Origin of the sequence: Serinicoccus kebangsaanensis, from assembly GCF_008919445.1 — a bacterium.
In the GTDB taxonomy this organism is placed as follows: Bacteria; Actinomycetota; Actinomycetes; order Actinomycetales; family Dermatophilaceae; genus Ornithinicoccus; species Ornithinicoccus kebangsaanensis.
The window spans coordinates 53679-70547 of the sequence record NZ_VSLG01000012.1 but is presented as its reverse complement, the minus strand read 5'-3'; the positions used below and the strand labels follow the sequence as shown (position 1 = coordinate 70547).

The window sequence follows — 16869 nt, the reverse complement described above, 5'->3', positions numbered from 1 at the left end:
TCAGTGTCGACGAATGACACCCATGACGCCAACCGAGAGAGGGGGCCAGCCCATGACCACCACCCACACGACCCTCGACCCGCGACCGACGCGACGCCCGTCGGCGAGGGTGCGCACCCTGCTGCTCGGGCTGGCCGTCGCGATGGTCTCGGCAGCGATGTTCGGCACCTCCGGCACGGTCGGCAAGAGCCTGCTGCTGACCGGCTGGTCCTCGGGCGCGGCGGTCGCCGTCCGCGTCGGGCTGGGCGCCCTCATCCTCGCCGGGCCGGCCGCGGTCGCGATGCGCGGCCGGTGGCACCTGCTGCGCCGACCCGTGACCTGGATCCACACCGGGCTGTTCGGCGTGCTGGCGGTCGCCACGGCGCAGCTCTTCTACTTCCTGGCGGTGGAGCGGCTGTCGGTCGGTGTCGCGCTCATGCTGGAGTACCTCGGCCCCATCCTGGTCGTCGGCTGGCTCTGGGCCCGTCACGGCCAGCGCCCTCGCGCCCTCACGGTCGGCGGCGTGGCGCTCGCCCTGGTCGGCCTGCTGCTCGTGCTCGACGTCCTCGGGGACGTGCAGCTGAGCCCGTTGGGTGTCGTCTGGGGCCTGGTCGCGGCGGTAGGCCTCGCCGGCTTCTTCATCCTGGGCTCGAACGACTCCAGCGGCCTGCCTCCCACCGCCTTCGCCTCGATCGGTATGGCGTTCGGCGCCGGGATCCTGGCGCTCGCCGGGGTCGTCGGCCTGCTCCCGATGCGGGTGAGCACCGACGACGTCGTGCTCGCCGGCACCGACGCGCCGTGGTGGGTGCCGGTGCTCTGGCTCGGCCTGATCGCGGCGGCCGGGGCATACCTCACCGGGATCATGGCGGCCCGCATGCTGGGTGCCAAGGTCGCGTCCTTCGTGGGGCTGGCCGAGGTCATGTTCGCCGTGCTCTTCGCCTGGCTGCTGCTCGGTGAGATGCCTGCCCCGGTGCAGCTGCTCGGAGGCGCCCTCATCGTCGCCGGGGTCGCCGCCGTCAAGGCGGACGAGCGTGACGATGAGCTGCCGGAGGCCTCCTACGAGGTCGAGCCGCTCCCCGACCCCCGCCCCACCACCTGACACGGTCCCGTGGGACTCGGGCACGGTCCCGACTCCCACGGGACGACGTCCCGGCCTCAGCTCAGCTCGTCACGCATCTGTGAGTACCCGTGCTTGTGCAGGAGCGCGAACCAGAGAGCCGCGCCGGCGTGGTTGGAGACCAGCGCCAGGTCCGGATGGTCGCCGCGCAGCAGTCTGCGCACACCTGCGTGCTCGATGTCGAACGGCAGCGAGATGAGCGTCTCCACCTCCCACGCGTCGCGTGCGCTGGACATGGCGGTGTGGATCTCGTCCCAGGTCCGGTCGATCCGTGCCACGAAGGTGAAGTACGGCTGCCAGCGCAGCTGGTCGAAGCAGAAGCCCGTCTCGATCAGCCGCGTCACCGCGGCGATGTTGTCGGCCCGCGGCCCGATGTGGAGCTCCTCCCGCACGCCCCGGAGCGCCCCCACCCGAGGGCAGAAGGCACCTGTGTCATCCACGTCGTCGGGCAGCAGGCCCTCGGCGACGACGTGCACGCCCCGTCGCCCTGCGACAGGGCTGCTCCGCGCCACGAAGGTCGAGGCGCGGATGCCGAGGATCAGTCTCTCGTCCTTGGTCACCACGGCCGTCCCGCTGCCGATCGTGGCCGCGGCGGGCAGACCGTTGACGTCGAGGACCGAGCCGGGGTAGCGGCCCCATCGGCGCCGCAGGCTCTCGCTCGAGCCATCCGGCGTGGGCAAGGGCTCGTCCAGCTGGACGTTGACGGTCGCGAAGTCGAAGTACTCGGACGTCCCGATCCCGAGGGTGTAGTGCGGGCGCCTGTTCCTCCCCTGACCCACCAGAGAGAGCGTGGCCCGGGTCAGCGCCGCCTGACTGCCGTTGGTGAGCACGAATCCCTCGGTCTCGCGCTGTTCTAGCAGCGCCGGCAGCCGAGCCTCCCTGGCGACCCTGACCAGGTCGTCGGGCGCGACCGCCTCCGTCTGCACGTAGGAGACGGTCGTCCTCTCGGTCCACTCCTCCCCCTGCGAGCACGACGCCACGATGCAGACCTGGGGGATGTGCATCTGGCCGACGTGGATCGCGCGCTCGTCCCAGGTCTCTCCCGCGAACCGTCGAAGGGTCTGCTTGTCGAGGAGCGTGCGGATCCTGTCACGGAGCGCGATCATGGCGACCAGGGCAGCCGTGATGAGGGTGATCACCGCACCGACCCCGGCGGAGATGAGCTCGCGTGCGTAGCCGTCGGAGGAGGAGATGGTCCACAGGACGTAGCCCAGCACGAGGAGCAGACCGGCCAGGAGGAGCATGCCGACCGGCTTCGCCCACCAGTCCATCCGGCCGTGTACCCCGCGCCGGTGCGTGAAGGAGCTCACGTCGGTGTCCGGATCGCGCATGGGGGTCATCGTAGGGACGACGAACCGGCTGGAGGTCAGGGCGCCGAGCCGGCCCGCCGCACGAAGTCGGTGATGCCCTCGGCCTCCTCGACCCGGGAGGAGTCGCCGACGTAGGGCATGTGCCCGGTCTCGAACCACGCGTGCTCGATCCGGTCCATGGCCCCGTCCGGCAGCCGCAGGTGCGCCACCGTGTCCTCGGCCGCGGCATACGGGGTGGCCAGGTCGTAGTAGCCGTACTCGAACCGGACCCGCAGGTGCGGGTTGGCGCGCATCACCCGCTCCAGCTTGTCGACCACGTTGATCGGCTTGCCCTCGAACTCCTTGTAGGACCAGTGCTCGATCGCGTCCGAGAAGACGGCATACGGCAGGTCCAGCTCGGAGTTGAGCTCGGCCCGCAGGTAGTGGTGGATCGCGGCGGCGTAGGGACCCATGATCGCGTCGATGCTCGGGTCGGCGTCCATGCCCTCGGCGATCCCGGAGTGCAGCACCCCGCGGATCCGGCCGTCGATCCGCCCCACGGTCTCGCCCCGGTCGCGCAGCAGCTCGGTGCAGAAGCGCCAGTGCTCGGGGCGCAGGTCGCACCGGTCGACGTAGTCCTCGGACAGCCCGGTGAGCCCCGCCAGCCGCTCCACGACGTCGGCGCGCTCGTCGTCGGTGAGCCGGTTGCCCCGCGCCAGCGCCCAGCGGTATGCCCCTGCCGCGAACTCCTCGGCCTCACCGAGCACCTCGGCCAGCTCACGGCCCTCGTGCTTGCCGTGGTAGTGCGCGATCGCCGCGTAGGTCGGGACGTAGGACAGGCACGCCTCGTCGAAGCGCAGGTACCGGAAGTCCTGGGTGCCGAAGTCGAGCACGCTGGAGATGAGCACCAGCCCGTTGAGCTGCATACCGAAGTTCGTGAACAGGTGCTCGGCCACCGACACCGCCCGCGTGGTGCCGTAGGACTCGCCCGCCAGGAACTTCGGGCTCATCCAGCGGTCCTCGCGGGTGCACCACAGCCGGATCAGCTCGGCGACCTGCTCCACGTCCTTCTTCCACCCGTGGTAGTCCTTGGCCTTGCCGCCCTCGACGGCCCTCGACCAGCCGGTCGACATCGGGTCGATGAAGACCAGGTCCGAGGCCCGCAGCAGCGTCTCCGGGTTGTCCTTCAGCGCGTACGGCGGCGGCGTGGGCTCGTTGGGGTCCCCGGCGTCGGCGATCCGCGGGCCGAGGACGCCCAGGTGCAGCCACACCGAGCTGGACCCCGGGCCACCGTTGAAGACGAAGGTGATGGGCCGCACGGCCGGGTCGGCGTCGTCCAGCGTGTATGCCGTGACCGCGAGCTCGCCCCGTGCGGTCCACCCCTGGAAGACGTCGTCCTTGACCTCCTCCTCGCGGATGACGATGCGCCCCGTGCGAGCCGTGTAGCTCAGCTCGCCGTCGACCGTGCTGATCGTGTGCCGGCTCTCCACCAGCTGGTCGCGCGGCTCCGGCCGGTCCGTGCCGTCCTCGGTCGTGTCGCCGGTCGCTGCGCTGTCCTTCGTGGCCTCGTCGCTCATGCCCGCCACCCTAGGGGCACCTGCGTCGCCGTCGGACGGTCGTCCCCCACGTGTGACGGATCGTTGGGTCACGGTCCTGCCGGGAGTGGTGACAGCCTGAGAACTCGACTCCTACGCAGACGTGGTACCGATGTCGTGATGCATCACCGCAGAGGTACATCTTCTGCGGGGAAGCGGGCGGCGGGGACCGCAGGAGGAGCCGGCGACGGGCACCGACGTGAGCCGGGCACGGAGGCATACCGGCGCTGTGCTGTGATGAGGGCCATGACGAACCCGCTCCTCGCCCCGTCCACGCTGCCCTTCTCCCTCCCGGACTACGCGAACCTCACGGACGCGCACGTGCGCGAGGCCGCCGAGGCCGGGATGACCGAGCAGCTGGAGGCGCTGCGGGCGCTCGCCGACGACCCGGAGCCCGCCACCGTGGAGAACGTGCTGCACGCCTGGGAGACCAGCGGCGCGACCCTGAACCGCACGCTGTCGGCCTTCTGGGTGGCCAAGTCGGCGGACACCAACGACGAGCGGGACGCGATCATGGCCGAGTTCGCGCCCCGGTTGGCGGCGCACGGCGACACGATCATGCTGGACCCGAGCCTGTATGCCCGGCTCCGGCAGCTGCGGGACCGCGCCGACGCCGGGGAGGTCGAGCTCGACGAGCAGGACGAGTTCGTGCTCGACGAGCGGCTGCGCGACTACGAGCGCGGCGGGATCACCCTGGATGCTCCCGGCCAGGCTCGGCTGCGCGAGCTGAACGCCGAGCTGGCGACGCTCTCCACCGAGTTCGACCGGCTGCTGGTGACCGGCCGTGCTGCGGCAGCGGTGCACGTCACCGACGAGGCCGAGCTCGCAGGGCTCGGCGAGGACGACCGGGCCGGGCTGCGCGAGGCCGCCCAGGCCAAGGGCCTGGACGGGTGGCTCATCACCCTGACCAACACGACCGGCCAGCCGATCCTGGACTCCCTCGAGCACCGTGGTCTGCGCGAGCGGGTCTTCCGCGCCTCCGTCGACCGCGGTCTCGGCGGCAGCGGCGACGCCGCGGAAGAGCACGACACCCGCGACATCCTCGTGCGCATCGCCCGCCTCCGCGCCGAGCGCGCCACCCTGCTCGGCTACGAGCACCACGCGTCCTACGTCCACCAGGTCGGGTGCGCCCGCACCACGTCGGCGGTCAACGACCTGCTCGCCCGCCTGGCCCCTGGCGTCGTGAAGCTCGCGCAGCGCGAGGCCGACGCCCTGGCGCAGCGGCTGCACGCGCTCGACCCGGACGCGACCCTGGCGGGGTGGGACTGGCAGCACCTCGCCGCTCAGGACTCCGGCGACGCCTTCGACACCGCCCGGCTCACGCCCTACCTCGAGTTCGAGCAGGTGCTGCACAACGGTGTCTTCGCCGCCGCCACCGCGCTCTACGGCATCACCTTCCACGAGCGTGCCGACCTGGTCGGCTACACCGAGGCCGCCCGGGTGTTCGAGGTGCACGAGGAGGACGGCTCCGCGCTCGGGGTGGTCATCATCGACCCCTACACGCGTCCGACGAAGAAGGGCGGGGCGTGGATGACGAGCATCGTCGACCAGTCGCACCTGCTCGGCGACCTGCCGGTCGTGACCAACACCTGCAACGTCCCGCCGCCCGCCCCCGGCTCACCCAGCCTGATGACCTGGACCAACGTCATCACGCTCTTCCACGAGTTCGGGCACGACCTGCACGGGCTGCTCTCCGACGTCCGCTACCCCTCGCGCTCGGGCACGTCGGTGCCGCGCGACTTCGTCGAGTTCCCCAGCCAGGTCAACGAGATCTGGGCCTGGGAGCCGGCGTTGCTGGAGCGGTATGCCCGGCACCACCAGACCGGTGAGCCGATCCCGGGCGAGTGGATCGAGCAGCTCGTCGCGAGCCGCACCGAGACCGGCTACCACACGATCGAGCTGCTCAAGGCGATGATCCTGGACCAGGCCTGGCACCAGACCCCGCTGGCGCAGCTGCCGGAGGACGGCTCCGGGGTCGAGGACTTCGAGGCGGCCGCCCTGGAGCGCGCGGGCGTCGCCTTCCCGCTGGTCCCGCCGCGCTACCGCAGCGCCTACTTCCACCACATCTTCGGCGGCGGCTACTCCGCGGGCTACTACTCCTACCTGTGGTCCGAGGTCATGGACGCCGACACCGTGGCGTGGTTCCGCGAGCAGGGGGACGACGACCACCCCGGAGGGATGACGAGGGACGCCGGGGATCTCTTCCGGCGCGAGCTCCTGGGCCGCGGCGGATCCCGCGAGGCGCTCCAGACCTACCGGGAGTTCCGTGGGGCGGACCCGGACGTGAGCCACCTGCTCGCGCGGCTGGGGCTCGGGGCGGACGCGAGTTAGCCGCCGCGCGGGCCGTCCTCGCCCTGCGCGCGGGCCCGAGCCTTGGTATCCTTGCTGGTCAACCTAGGAGGTGGCCGATGAAGTCCTTCCCCGTTCTTCCCTACGCCCTGGCCGGTCTGGCCGTCGTGGTCTGGTGGGCCGTGACCGAGTCCTGGATCGCGGCCGGCGTGATGCTGGCTCTCTTCGTGGTGGCTGCGATCCACGTCATCAAGATCACCAGTGCCCCAGGATCGGTCGGCACGGCGCAGGACGAGGCCGAGGGCCACGTGCGCGCGACCTTCCCGACGCCGCCGGAGCGCCCGCACGGCATCTGAGCGCTGCCTCGCCCTCCCGGCACGATCAGCTCTGGTGGGGGAGCTGGCGCCCGGACCGCACCACGGTGACCTCCTCGTGCTCCGGGGCGCCCTGAGGATGGCGGCGGACGACGTCGGCGTAGCGCTCCGCCCAGGGAGCGGCGGTGACCCCGTGGGCCAGGATGCTCAGCGCCACCGTCGTGATGATCGCCGTCGCGACGATCTCGGCGTCCGCGAAGTCCGCCCCGTCGACCAGCTCGGCGGCGAAGATGACCGAGGCCAGTCCCCGCGGACCGAACCATCCCACGAAGAGGACCGTCGGAGCCGAGTAGCGGGCACCGGACAGCGCCACCGCGACCGGGAGCAGCCGCGCCAGCGTCAGCGCCAGGACGGCGAAGCCGAGCATCGGCCAGGTGATCCGCCCTAGTGCAGGGCTGAGCACCGCTGCCCCGAAGAGGAGGAAGGCGAGCAGGGTGAGCAGGTGGCCCACCGCCTCGCTTCCCCGGGTCAGCTCCTCCACCGGTCCTCGGCAGGTCGCGGCGAGCGCCATCCCGGCGACGAAGGCTGCGACGAAGCCGCTGCCCCCGAGCACGTCGGCCAGGGCGTAGGCGCTGAGCGCGAGGAGCACGGTCGCGACCGACCGCCAGCTCGCGCTGGACCACCCCGCACGGTCGCTGAGCTCGATCAGCCGGATGCCGATCGTCCCCACCGCCGCGCCGGCCACCACCGCCACCACGATGACCGTGAGGAAGGTCGTGATCGCCTCGGGCGCCGTGGACATCTCGCCCGCCGCGCCGGCGACGGCGAGGACGAAGAGCGGCACGGCGATGCCGTCGTTGAGCCCGCTCTCGACGTTGAGCCCCTGCCTGATGGCGGCCGGCACCCGCTCGTTCTCCACCACCGCCAGCCCGAGGGCGGCATCGGTGGGGACGACGGCCACGGCGAGGACGAGTGCACCGGCCAGGGTCAGCGAGGGCATGACGCCGAGGGCCGCGAGGGTCCCGGCCAGGATCCCGAGCGGCAGGCCGACGACGAGGAGCCGGGCCGCCAGCCGGCCGCTCCTCCTCAGCGTGGAGACGTCCAGCCGGGCGGCGTCGGAGAACAGGACGACGACGAGTGCCACGGTCAGCGGCCCCGTCACCTCACCCGCCCCGACGTCCAGGGCGAGCACGCCGAGGCCCATCGGTCCCAGCGCGACCCCGGCCGCTGCCATGACGAGCGGGCCGGTCACCGGGCTGGCGCGGAGCCGGCGCGCCACGAGCGCCCAGGCGAGCGGCAGCAGCGTGATCGCGAGCAGCGCTCCGCTGGACACGGCCGTTCAGTCCCCGGTCGGTCGCGTCGCCCGCACCACCGCGGCGCTGGCGAGGGCGTGCACCTCGTGGGTGGTCTCGATCCGGACGTCCTCGAAGCCGGCCTCACGCAGCAGCCGCCGGTAGTCCTCCTCGACGAGCGCCCCGGAGATGCACCCGGTCCACTGCTCGACCTCCGCGCGCAGCTCCTCGGGCCAGGGGTGGTGGGCGACGACGTCACTGATCGCGAGCCTGCCGCCGGGCCGCAGGACGCGGTATGCCTCGCGCAGCACCACGGCCTTGTCGGCCGCCAGGTTGATCACGCAGTTGGAGATGACGACATCGACACTGGCGTCCGGCAGCGGGACGTCCTCCAGGTATCCCTCGTGGAACTCGACGTTGGTCACCCCGGCCTCGGCGGCGTTGCGTCGGGCGAGCTCGACCATCTCCGGAGTCATGTCCAACCCGATCGCGCGTCCCGTCGACCCGACGCGACCGGCCGAGATGAGCACATCTGCCCCCGCTCCGGAGCCGAGGTCCAGCACTGTCTCACCCTCGTGCAGCTCGGCGACCGCGGTGGGCACGCCGCAGCCCAGCGAGCCCTCCAGGGCGAGGCCTGCGCGGGAGGCGTCGGGGTCGCCGTCGTAGAGCGAGGTGCCGAAGACCCCGGGCGGCGTCAGCACGCCCAGGTCGGGCGACGGACCGCAGCACCCGGCTGGGTCCTGGTCGGGCGCCGCGGGGGCCGGACGCGGCGCGGTGCCGGAGTCGATCGCGCGCGCGGCCTCGGCGTAGCGACGCCGGACGGCGTCCCGGACGGTGTGGTCGGTCATGAGACAGCTCCTTCTGCCGAGGGGGTGCGCAGGTGCGGCGGCAGGTCCTCGAGGCAGCACGCGCCACCCCGGACGACCAGCGCGGCCACGTCGGGGAACTCCCGCAGGCAGGCGGCATCGAGGGCATACCTGTTGCTCGTCCCGGCCCGGGTCACGAGCAGGAAGCCGGCGGCCGCCAGGGCAGCCAGGTGGTGGCTGACGGTCGACTGGGCGACCGGGAAAGCCGCGACGATGTCGCGCACCGCCAGCGGCTGCACCTGCTGCGCCAGGTAGGCGAGCAGCTGCACCCTGGTGGCGTCGGACAGCGTCCGGAACCACTCGGCATACCTCTCCGCGGCCTCGCGGTCGAGCATCACGACATCATTCATCGATGATCGACGATAGTCGATGGATCAGTCCTTGTCCAGCTCCGCGGCGATCTCGAGCGCCACGTCGCGCATCCGCTCCATCAGCCTCGCCAGGTCCTCGATCTCGCCGTCCGACAGCCGCTCCAGGACGAGGTCCTTGCCCAGCCTGGTGGGCCGCTCGAGGTCGGCGAGCAGCTGGTCCCCGTCCGGCGTGAGCCGCAGCATGACGCGCCGCCGGTCCAGCGGATCCTGCTCCCGCTCGACCCACCCCTTGCCGACCACGCGGTCGACGATGCCGCTCGTGGTGGGGGTGGAGACGCCGAGCAGGGTCGCCAGGTCCTGACCGCTCACGCCGGGGGTATGCCGGACCAGGGTCAGCACCTGCAGCTGGCGCAGGGTGAGGTCGGCGGGCATCGGGAGCGGCTCGAGGAAGCGGATCGCCACGGCGTGCAGCTCGGCCTCGGTCGCCGCGAGGCGCGCCAGGGCGGCGTCCCGTTGCGCCGCGTCGTGCACAGCCGTCATGGGTGGTCCTGCTCCTTCGTCGATTCGGCCCAGGGTAATGGTTCGCCCTAGGCTAGACATCCTATGTCGCGCCTCACCCTCTTCAGCGTCCGCAACCGGGCGCTCGTGGCCCTGGCCACCGTCTTCAGCATCCTGGCCGGCCTGTGGTCCGCGGGGTCGCTGCCCCGCGAGCTCTTCCCGTCGCTGCAGTTCCCCGTCCTCGTCGTCGCCACCTCCACCCCCGGCTCCAGCACCTCGGTCATCGAGGAGCAGGTGACCGAGCAGGTGGAGACCGCGGCCCAGGGGCTGAACAACGTGGTGGAGGTGACCTCGACCAGCACCGACGGGTTCTCCACGGTGCTGGTCGAGCTGGACTACGGCACCGAGATCGGCACGGCCCAGACGGACCTGCAGCGCGCGGTCCTCAGCCTCCCGGACCTGCCCGAGTCCGCGACGCCGCAGATCTTCGCCGGCAACATCGACGACTTCCCGATCATCCAGCTGGCCGCCAGCGGCGGCGACGACGCCCGCGACCTCGTCGACCGGCTGGAGCGCGTCGTCATCCCCGACATCGAGGACATCGACGGCGTCCGGTCGGTCACCCTGTCCGGCGTCGCCGACCGCGCCGTGAGCGTCGACCTGGACGAGGAGGCTGCCGACGAGCAGGGGGTGACCCTGTCCACCGTCACCCAGGTCCTGCAGGCCAACGGGGTCGTGCTGCCCGGCGGCGCGGTGCTCGACGGCCAGACCGAGCTGCCGGTCCAGGTCGGCTCCCGGCTCACCTCGGCCGAGCAGATCGCGGACCTGCCGCTGCTCGGCCAGCAGGCCCTCGCGGCGCAGCAGGCCGCGGCGCAGACCCGGACCCAGGCGGACGAGGCACAGCAGGCGGCGGACGAGGCCGCCGACGCCGCGGCTGCCGCACCCCAGGACCCCGAGCTCGCGGCCCAGGCCGCAGCCTCCGCCGCGGCCGCGGAGCAGGCGGCGGCGGCCGTCGAGCAGGCCGGAGAGGTGGAGATCCCCCGACTCGGGGACGTCGCCTCGGTGAGCCTGGAGGAGCAGCCGGCGACGGCATACACCCGGACCAACGGCGAGCCCAGCGTCGGGCTGGCGATCACCAAGACCCCGGACGGCAACGCCGTCGAGATCAGCCACGAGCTGGAGGCCCTGCAGGACGAGATCAGCACGGCGCTCGCCGGGGGCGAGCTGGTCACCATCTACGACGGCGCCCCCTTCATCGAGGAGTCGATCGCCGATCTCGCGACCGAGGGGCTGCTGGGCCTGGGCTTCGCGATCCTCGTCGTGCTCGTCTTCCTGCTGTCCGTGCGGCTCACCCTCGTCACCGCGGTGTCGATCCCGCTGTCCCTGCTCATCGCGCTCGTCGGCCTGCAGGCGGCGGGCTACAGCCTCAACATCCTCACCCTCGGTGCGCTCACCATCTCGGTCGGACGCGTCGTCGACGACTCCATCGTCGTCATCGAGAACATCAAACGGCACGTCGGCCGTGGCGACGACCGGCGGACCGCTGTCGTCGACGCCACGCGGGAGGTCGCGGGCGCCATCACCTCGGCGACCGTCGCCACGGTGGCCGTCTTCCTGCCGCTCGGCTTCGTCGGCGGCCAGGTCGGCGAGCTGTTCCGGCCGTTCGCGGTCACCGTCACCCTGGCGATGCTCGCCTCGCTCCTCGTCGCCCTGACGATCATCCCGGTCCTGGGCTTCTGGTTCCTCGGCCGCCGGCCCCGCGGCGGCCGGCACGAGCCCGAGGCGCCGACCACGGAGGAGGACGACTCCCCCGACCGGCTGCAGCGGGCCTACCTGCCGGTGCTGCGGACCGCGCTCGCCCGCCCGTGGCTCACGGCCGGGCTGGCCGTGCTCCTGCTCGGCGGGACGGGGTATGCCGCGACCCTGCTCAAGACCGACTTCATCGGGAGCACGGGGGAGAACACACTCCAGGCGACCCTCACCATGCCGACCGGCACCTCCCTGGACGACACCGACGCGCAGACCGCCGAGGTCGAGCAGTGGCTCTCGGAGCAGGAGGGGGTCGCGACCTACCAGGTGACGGCGGGCAGCCCCGGTGGCATCGAGGCGGTCTTCCTCGGCAGCGGTGCCAACACGGCGACCTTCGCCGTGACGCTCGAGGAGGGCGCGGACGGCGAGGCCTTCGGTGACGACCTGACGAGCGCCGTCGAGCTGCCGGAGGGAGCCACGTTCACCGCGCAGGCCGGTCAGCAGGGCGGCCCGTCCGCCGCCGGGCTCGAGGTGCGGGTGCAGGGCCAGGACATCGACGAGCTCCGCACGACCGCGGACGAGGTGACCGAGCTGATGTCCGACGCCGGCGCGCTGGACGTCACCAACAACCTCACCGAGACGGTGCCCGCGCTGCAGGTCCAGGTGGACCGGGCCGCGGCCGCGGAGGTGGGTCTGGCCGAGGCCCAGCTCGGTCAGGTCGTCCAGGCGGCGACCGACGGCGCGACCGTCGGTCAGGTCGAGATCGACGCCACCCAGGTCGACGTCGTCGTGCGCGACGGCGAGGCGGGCGACCTGGACGCGTTGCGCGAGCTCGAGGTCGCCACCGACACCGCCGGCGACCCCGTCGTGCTGGGCGACGTCGCCGAATTGGAGGCGGTCGAGGAGGCGGTGAGCATCACCCGCGTCGACGGGCTGCGGGCCGCGACCGTCACCGGGCGGTCCACCGCCGACGACCTCGGCGCCCTCACGGCCGACCTCCAGCAGCGGATCGACGACCTGGACACCCCGGAGGGCGTCCAGGTGTCGCTCGGCGGGGTGAGTGCCGACCAGGAGGAGGCCTTCGCCGCGCTCGGCCTGGCCCTCGTGGCCGCCATCGCGATCGTCTACCTCGTCATGGTGGCGACCTTCAACTCCCTGGTGCAGCCACTCATCCTGCTCGTCTCGGTGCCCTTCGCGGCGACCGGCTCGATCGGCCTGCTGCTGCTCACCGACACCCCGCTCGACATCGCCTCGATGGTCGGTCTGCTCATGCTCATCGGCATCGTCGTCACCAACGCGATCGTGCTCATCGACCTGGTGAACCAGTACCGCTCCTCCGGGCTCGAGCGCACCCAGGCCGTCCTCGAGGGCGCACGACACCGGTTCCGACCCATCGTCATGACGGCTCTCGCCACCATCCTGGCGCTGACGCCGATGGCCTTCGCGATCACCGGTGGGGGCGCCTTCATCTCCCAGCCCCTGGCCATCGTCGTCATCGGCGGCCTGATCAGCTCGACCCTGCTGACGCTGATCCTGGTGCCGGTGCTCTACGAGCTGGTGGGACGGGGCACCCACCGGCTGAGTCGCCGGGCAGCTGTTTCGTAGAGTGATCCCGGAGCGGACGACGAGGTCCATGAAGGAGCGGGGATGTCTCCGAGACGACGGGTGGTGGCGCTGACCGCGGGGTCGGTGCTGCTGGCGGGGTGCAACCCCCCGCCCGAGGCCCCGCCGGAGTCGGAGGACCTCCCGCGACCGGTGGCGACCACCACCGCCGCACCGCCCCGGGAGCTGCCCGACCTCTCCGCCCCGATCGCGAGCTGGACGTCCTCGGGCGTGACCTTCGAGCTGCACGGTGTCCAGCGGCTCGCGGCGGACCGGGTGGTGGTCCTCGGCCGGCTCGACCTGTCGGGCCTGGAGGGCACCCCCGACTCGCGCCAGTGGCAGGAGCCGGGACACACCCCGCCCCAGGCCTGGGGACACGAGTTCGCCCCGTTCACGCTGTCCGTGGCCGGTGACCCCGCGACCTACCTCCCCGTCCGTGACGCGGCCGACAAGTGTCTGTGCTCGGTCGTGCGGAGCGACTTCGGCGGTCAGCCTCCGCTGAGCGTGATGACCGTCCTCAGCGCCCCTGAGGACGCCGACACCGTCACCATCACGATGCCCGACTTCGGGACGGCGCAGAGCGTTCCGGTCGTGCCGGTGCCGGCGGCGGACAGCAGCCCTCTCGGGACGCGGCACTGGCTGTCCGTGCTGGGGGTCAGCCGCTCCGGCGGCACGGTCTCGGTGGAGGTGGAGGTCACCGCCCGGGTCGGCGGCGGCGCCGCGCCGTACGGCTCCTACCAGTTCACCGTCGACCCGCTGTGCTTCGGCGCGGTCACCACCGTCAGCGGCGAGTTCGTGGGCACCGCCAGCACCACGTCGTGCACCCGCGGCACCTTCCCCAGCATCGAGGGTGACGCCGTCCGGCTGCATACCGAGCTGGACGACCCCGGAGGCACCGACCTCGTCCTGCTGCCGTGGAACGGGTGGCCGATGCGTATGCCGGTCCAGGGGGCGCCGCAGGCCGGGGCGGAGCGACAGTTCCTGGCCCGCTCGCAGGACGCGGGTGCCGAGCTCAGCCGGGTGCAGGTGACCCTGGACACCGCCGTCGTCTTCGACACCGACGAGGCGAAGATCCGTCCCGAGGCGCGCGAGGCGCTGGACCTCGCGGCCGCCCAGCTGGAGGCCCAGGCGGGCCGCCGACTGCTCATCACCGGGCATACCGACGGACGCGGCGACGAGGAGGACAACCTCACCCTGTCGCGGGCGAGAGCGCGGGCCGTCGAGGAGGGCCTGCGGTCCCGCCTCGACGACGACTGGGTCTTCGAGACGCGCGGTCTCGGCGAGTCGGAGATGGCGGCACCGGAGAGGGGCACCCGCGCAGAGGTCGAGGCGGCGCGCGCCCGGAACCGCCGCGTCGAGCTGACGGTGCTGCCGGACGAGGGGTCCGCGGACGACGCCGCCGTCACGACCGGTCCGCCACCAGGGACGCCGTAGAGTGACGGCCATGCGTCGCATCGTGCTCTCCAGCCTGCTCCTGCTGCCCCTGGCGCTCTCGGGGTGCTCGACCGACGGCGGTTCGTCGCAGCAGGACCCGCCCGCCGCGTCGTCGTCGGAGGCGGCGCCCAGCGCCCTGGAGGCGACCGAACCCTCCGCCGACGACGTCGACGTCGAGATCGGCACCGTGCTCATCTCCGTCCCGCAGGGATGGGAGGTGCAGGAGCAGCCGGAGGACAACGGTCTGCTCGCCACCCAGGCGTTCGGCGAGGAACCGAGCCGGATGGCGCTGTCGGTGGTGAGCGTCCCGACCTCCGAGACCGATCTGGCGACGGCCCTCGAGGAGGTCCGCACGCAGGGTGAGGTCTCGGCGGAGGACCCGGTGAGCCTGGAGCCGCTGAGCTCCGGCGACTCCGCCGTGCTGCTGAGCAGCGAGGCCAGTGACGGCTCGGAGTCCATCCCCACGGTGAGCCTCATCTTCGAGCAGTCCGACCGCGTCTACGTGGCCAGCATCGTCGGCGACGAACCGGAGCTGGCCCGCCAGATCCTCGGCACCACGCGCGACGCATGAGGACCGGAGCCGTGTGCGGCCCCGGTCCCGCACGCCTCCGGGTGGACGGGACCGACGTCGCCGCGGCCACCGTCGCGGACACGCCGGCCACGCGTCGCAAGGGGCTGCTCGGCACGGACCGGCTGGAGGGTGCCCTCTGGATCACAAGGTGCCCGACCGTGCACATGGTCGGCATGCGGTACCCCATCGACGTGGCCGTGGTGGACCGGGAGGGGACGGTCCTGCACACGGCGACCCTGCGCCCCTGGTGGGGGATGACGATGCCCCGGTGGCGGGCGAGCGCGACCGTCGAGATGCCGGTCGGCAGCCTGCGGGACTGGGGCATCACCCGCGGGCGCACCCTGAGCCTGCACTGACCCGTTCGGTCGCCCGGCTGGCGCTGGGGTATGATCCTGCGCTTTTTGTGCGCTATGATGCTCGCGCCTGCGGGTGAGGCGGGCAGTCAATCGTCTTTTCTGCAGGGGAAGGTTCCGTCGTCATGTCCGTGATCTCTGTCGGCATGCCCGGCTCGGACGGACACCCGGGGGCCATGAGCGTCGAGTCCGAGGTGGCCGATGTCGTGGACACCGCCGAACAGCTGCTGGCCGCGCCCGGCCCCGGGCCCGAGGCGGTCCTCATCCTGGTGCCGGAGGTGGCCGCGCGGACCAGCGAGCTGGCCCGGGCCGTCATGCACCACCCCGGGATGGCCCTGCTCCGGGTGCCCGGGCCGCCGACCGCGCTGGCCCTGGTCCAGCACGTCACCTCCGCGCCGGCGGCGTCCGGGCTCACCGCGCCGCAGCACCTCGCGCTGGCGCAGGCCACCCGTGGCGCGATCCGTTCCCTCGCCCAGCTGGCGAGCGTCGCCAAGCTCGAGGACCCGCGACCCAGCTTCGGGCAGCACCTGCTGAGCCTGTGGCCGGGCTCCTGCTTCCTCGTCGACCCCGAGGCGCAGACGGTGACGTCCGCGGCCTCTGCCCCCGAGCCGTTCGAGGCGCACGCCTTCGTCAGCCTGGACCGGGGGAAGCTGCCGGAGAAGATCCCGCCGCTGCCGACCTCGGGCACCGACCTCGGCCAGCTGACCGAGGTGGCGATCAGCAGCCCGTGGGGAACCGACCGGCTCCGTGAGCGGTCCTACCTCCTGCGGTCGCCCGAAGAGATCGTCGCCTCCGCGGTGGAGGCGCCCACGACCACCTGCCCCAACTGCCGGCTCGAGTGCCGCGACACCATCTGCGCCTTCTGCGGCGCTGTCGTCCACCGGAGGACCTCATGAACCCACGTCAGCGCCGCGGTCTGCTGCTGCTGATCCTGTCCGCGGTCGGTGCGATCGCCGTCTTCTTCTCGGTGCTGTCCTTCATCGCCGACGTGAACGCGCGGGCCGGCAACTTCATCACCGTGGTCTCCCTGGCCCGTGACGTCGAGGCATACCAGCCGGTCACCGCCGAGGACCTGGAGCTGCGCGAGGTCCCCGAGCGCTGGGCCTCCGAGCAGTCCATCCGGGACGCGCGCGACATCGTCGGTCTGGTCCCGCTCAACGACATGGGCGCCGGGACCTTCGCCTCCGAGGGGATGTTCATCGACCGACCCGGGATCGAGCCCGGCAACCGGGAGATCGCGATCATGGTCGATGCCGAGACCGGCGTCGCCGGCAAGGTCAACTCGGGGGACCGGGTCGACATCATCGCCACCTTCCCCGGCGAGGAGGAGGAGCCGCCGTCCAGCCAGCTCTGGGCCCAGGGGGCACTCGTCATCGACGTGGGCCTCCCGGAGGAGATCACCGAGGAGGACGGACGTGGCGGCTTCACGACGGGTCAGGGTGTCCCGATCACCTTCGCGCTGCCCACGGAGGAGGCCCTGCGGGTCGCCTACGGTGAGAGCTTCAGCGTGAAGCTGCGTCTGGCGCTGCGCGCCCGCAACGACGACAGCACGCTCGACGAGGGTCAGATCTTCGCTCCTGCCAACCTCACGCCGACAGGGGACAACTGAC

Annotated in this window: 15 protein-coding genes; 9 read left to right on the top strand and 6 right to left on the bottom strand. The window is 72.2% G+C overall.

The genetic code is table 11. The features are described 5' to 3' along the window. Positions 1 to 52: 52 nt before the first annotated feature. Positions 53 to 1078 (top strand): EamA family transporter, encoded by a 1026-nt coding sequence (locus tag FXF60_RS12650; protein WP_151526336.1) that lies wholly within the window; start codon positions 53 to 55, stop codon positions 1076 to 1078. A gap of 56 nt (positions 1079 to 1134) precedes the next feature. Here the strand turns inward: FXF60_RS12650 and FXF60_RS12645 are convergent, their stop codons facing one another. Next, complete coding sequence (locus FXF60_RS12645) at positions 1135 to 2427, bottom strand: hypothetical protein (protein ID WP_151526335.1); 1293 nt, start codon at positions 2425 to 2427, stop codon at positions 1135 to 1137. Between the two features lie 35 nt (positions 2428 to 2462). Beyond that, positions 2463 to 3962 (bottom strand): S10 family peptidase, encoded by a 1500-nt coding sequence (locus tag FXF60_RS12640; RefSeq protein WP_151526334.1) that lies wholly within the window; start codon positions 3960 to 3962, stop codon positions 2463 to 2465. Positions 3963 to 4226: 264 nt separating this feature from the next. Between FXF60_RS12640 and FXF60_RS12635 the strand changes: the two genes are divergently transcribed. Beyond that, a complete protein-coding gene (locus tag FXF60_RS12635) occupies positions 4227 to 6311 on the top strand; it encodes a M3 family metallopeptidase (RefSeq protein ID WP_151526333.1) in 2085 nt (694 codons plus the stop codon). 77 nt (positions 6312 to 6388) lie between these two features. Continuing rightward, on the top strand, positions 6389 to 6625 hold the full coding sequence (locus tag FXF60_RS12630; protein ID WP_151526332.1) for a hypothetical protein: 237 nt from the start codon (positions 6389 to 6391) through the stop codon (positions 6623 to 6625). A gap of 25 nt (positions 6626 to 6650) precedes the next feature. Here FXF60_RS12630 and FXF60_RS12625 read toward each other — a convergent pair whose 3' ends face one another. Genes FXF60_RS12625 through FXF60_RS12610 form a run of 4 tightly spaced genes read right to left on the bottom strand, consistent with a single transcriptional unit; the run spans position 6651 to position 9592 of the window. Then, on the bottom strand, positions 6651 to 7916 hold the full coding sequence (locus FXF60_RS12625; RefSeq protein ID WP_151526331.1) for a cation:proton antiporter: 1266 nt from the start codon (positions 7914 to 7916) through the stop codon (positions 6651 to 6653). Positions 7917 to 7922: 6 nt separating this feature from the next. Beyond that, complete coding sequence (gene arsM / locus FXF60_RS12620) at positions 7923 to 8723, bottom strand: arsenite methyltransferase (protein ID WP_151526330.1); 801 nt, start codon at positions 8721 to 8723, stop codon at positions 7923 to 7925. Then, positions 8720 to 9091 carry an ArsR/SmtB family transcription factor gene (locus tag FXF60_RS12615; protein WP_151526329.1) on the bottom strand — a complete coding sequence of 124 codons (372 nt, stop codon included), beginning with the start codon at positions 9089 to 9091 and terminating at the stop codon, positions 8720 to 8722. Before FXF60_RS12615 ends, arsM begins: the two co-directional genes overlap by 4 nt. A gap of 24 nt (positions 9092 to 9115) precedes the next feature. Then, positions 9116 to 9592: a MarR family winged helix-turn-helix transcriptional regulator gene (locus FXF60_RS12610; protein ID WP_192796733.1), complete on the bottom strand. Its 477-nt coding sequence runs from the start codon at positions 9590 to 9592 to the stop codon at positions 9116 to 9118. Between the two features lie 63 nt (positions 9593 to 9655). Between FXF60_RS12610 and FXF60_RS12605 the strand changes: the two genes are divergently transcribed. The 6 genes from FXF60_RS12605 to cpaB all read left to right on the top strand — a co-directional run bounded on the left by FXF60_RS12605 (position 9656) and on the right by cpaB (position 16868). Next, the gene (locus tag FXF60_RS12605; RefSeq protein ID WP_151526327.1) at positions 9656 to 12904 is read left to right on the top strand and encodes an efflux RND transporter permease subunit; all 3249 of its coding nucleotides are present in this window, start codon (positions 9656 to 9658) and stop codon (positions 12902 to 12904) included. Positions 12905 to 12946: 42 nt separating this feature from the next. Then, complete coding sequence (locus FXF60_RS12600; protein WP_151526326.1) at positions 12947 to 14335, top strand: OmpA family protein; 1389 nt, start codon at positions 12947 to 12949, stop codon at positions 14333 to 14335. Between the two features lie 10 nt (positions 14336 to 14345). After that, complete coding sequence (locus tag FXF60_RS12595; RefSeq protein WP_151526325.1) at positions 14346 to 14906, top strand: hypothetical protein; 561 nt, start codon at positions 14346 to 14348, stop codon at positions 14904 to 14906. After that, positions 14903 to 15262, top strand: a complete 360-nt coding sequence (locus tag FXF60_RS12590; protein WP_151526324.1) for a DUF192 domain-containing protein — start codon at positions 14903 to 14905, stop codon at positions 15260 to 15262. The genes FXF60_RS12595 and FXF60_RS12590 overlap by 4 nt, the downstream gene beginning before the upstream one ends. A 122-nt stretch (positions 15263 to 15384) precedes the next feature. Continuing rightward, positions 15385 to 16155 carry a hypothetical protein gene (locus FXF60_RS12585; protein ID WP_151526323.1) on the top strand — a complete coding sequence of 257 codons (771 nt, stop codon included), beginning with the start codon at positions 15385 to 15387 and terminating at the stop codon, positions 16153 to 16155. After that, entirely contained in the window at positions 16152 to 16868 is a 717-nt protein-coding gene (gene cpaB, locus FXF60_RS12580) for a Flp pilus assembly protein CpaB (protein WP_151526322.1), read from the top strand. The genes FXF60_RS12585 and cpaB overlap by 4 nt, the downstream gene beginning before the upstream one ends. Position 16869: the final 1 nt, after the last annotated feature.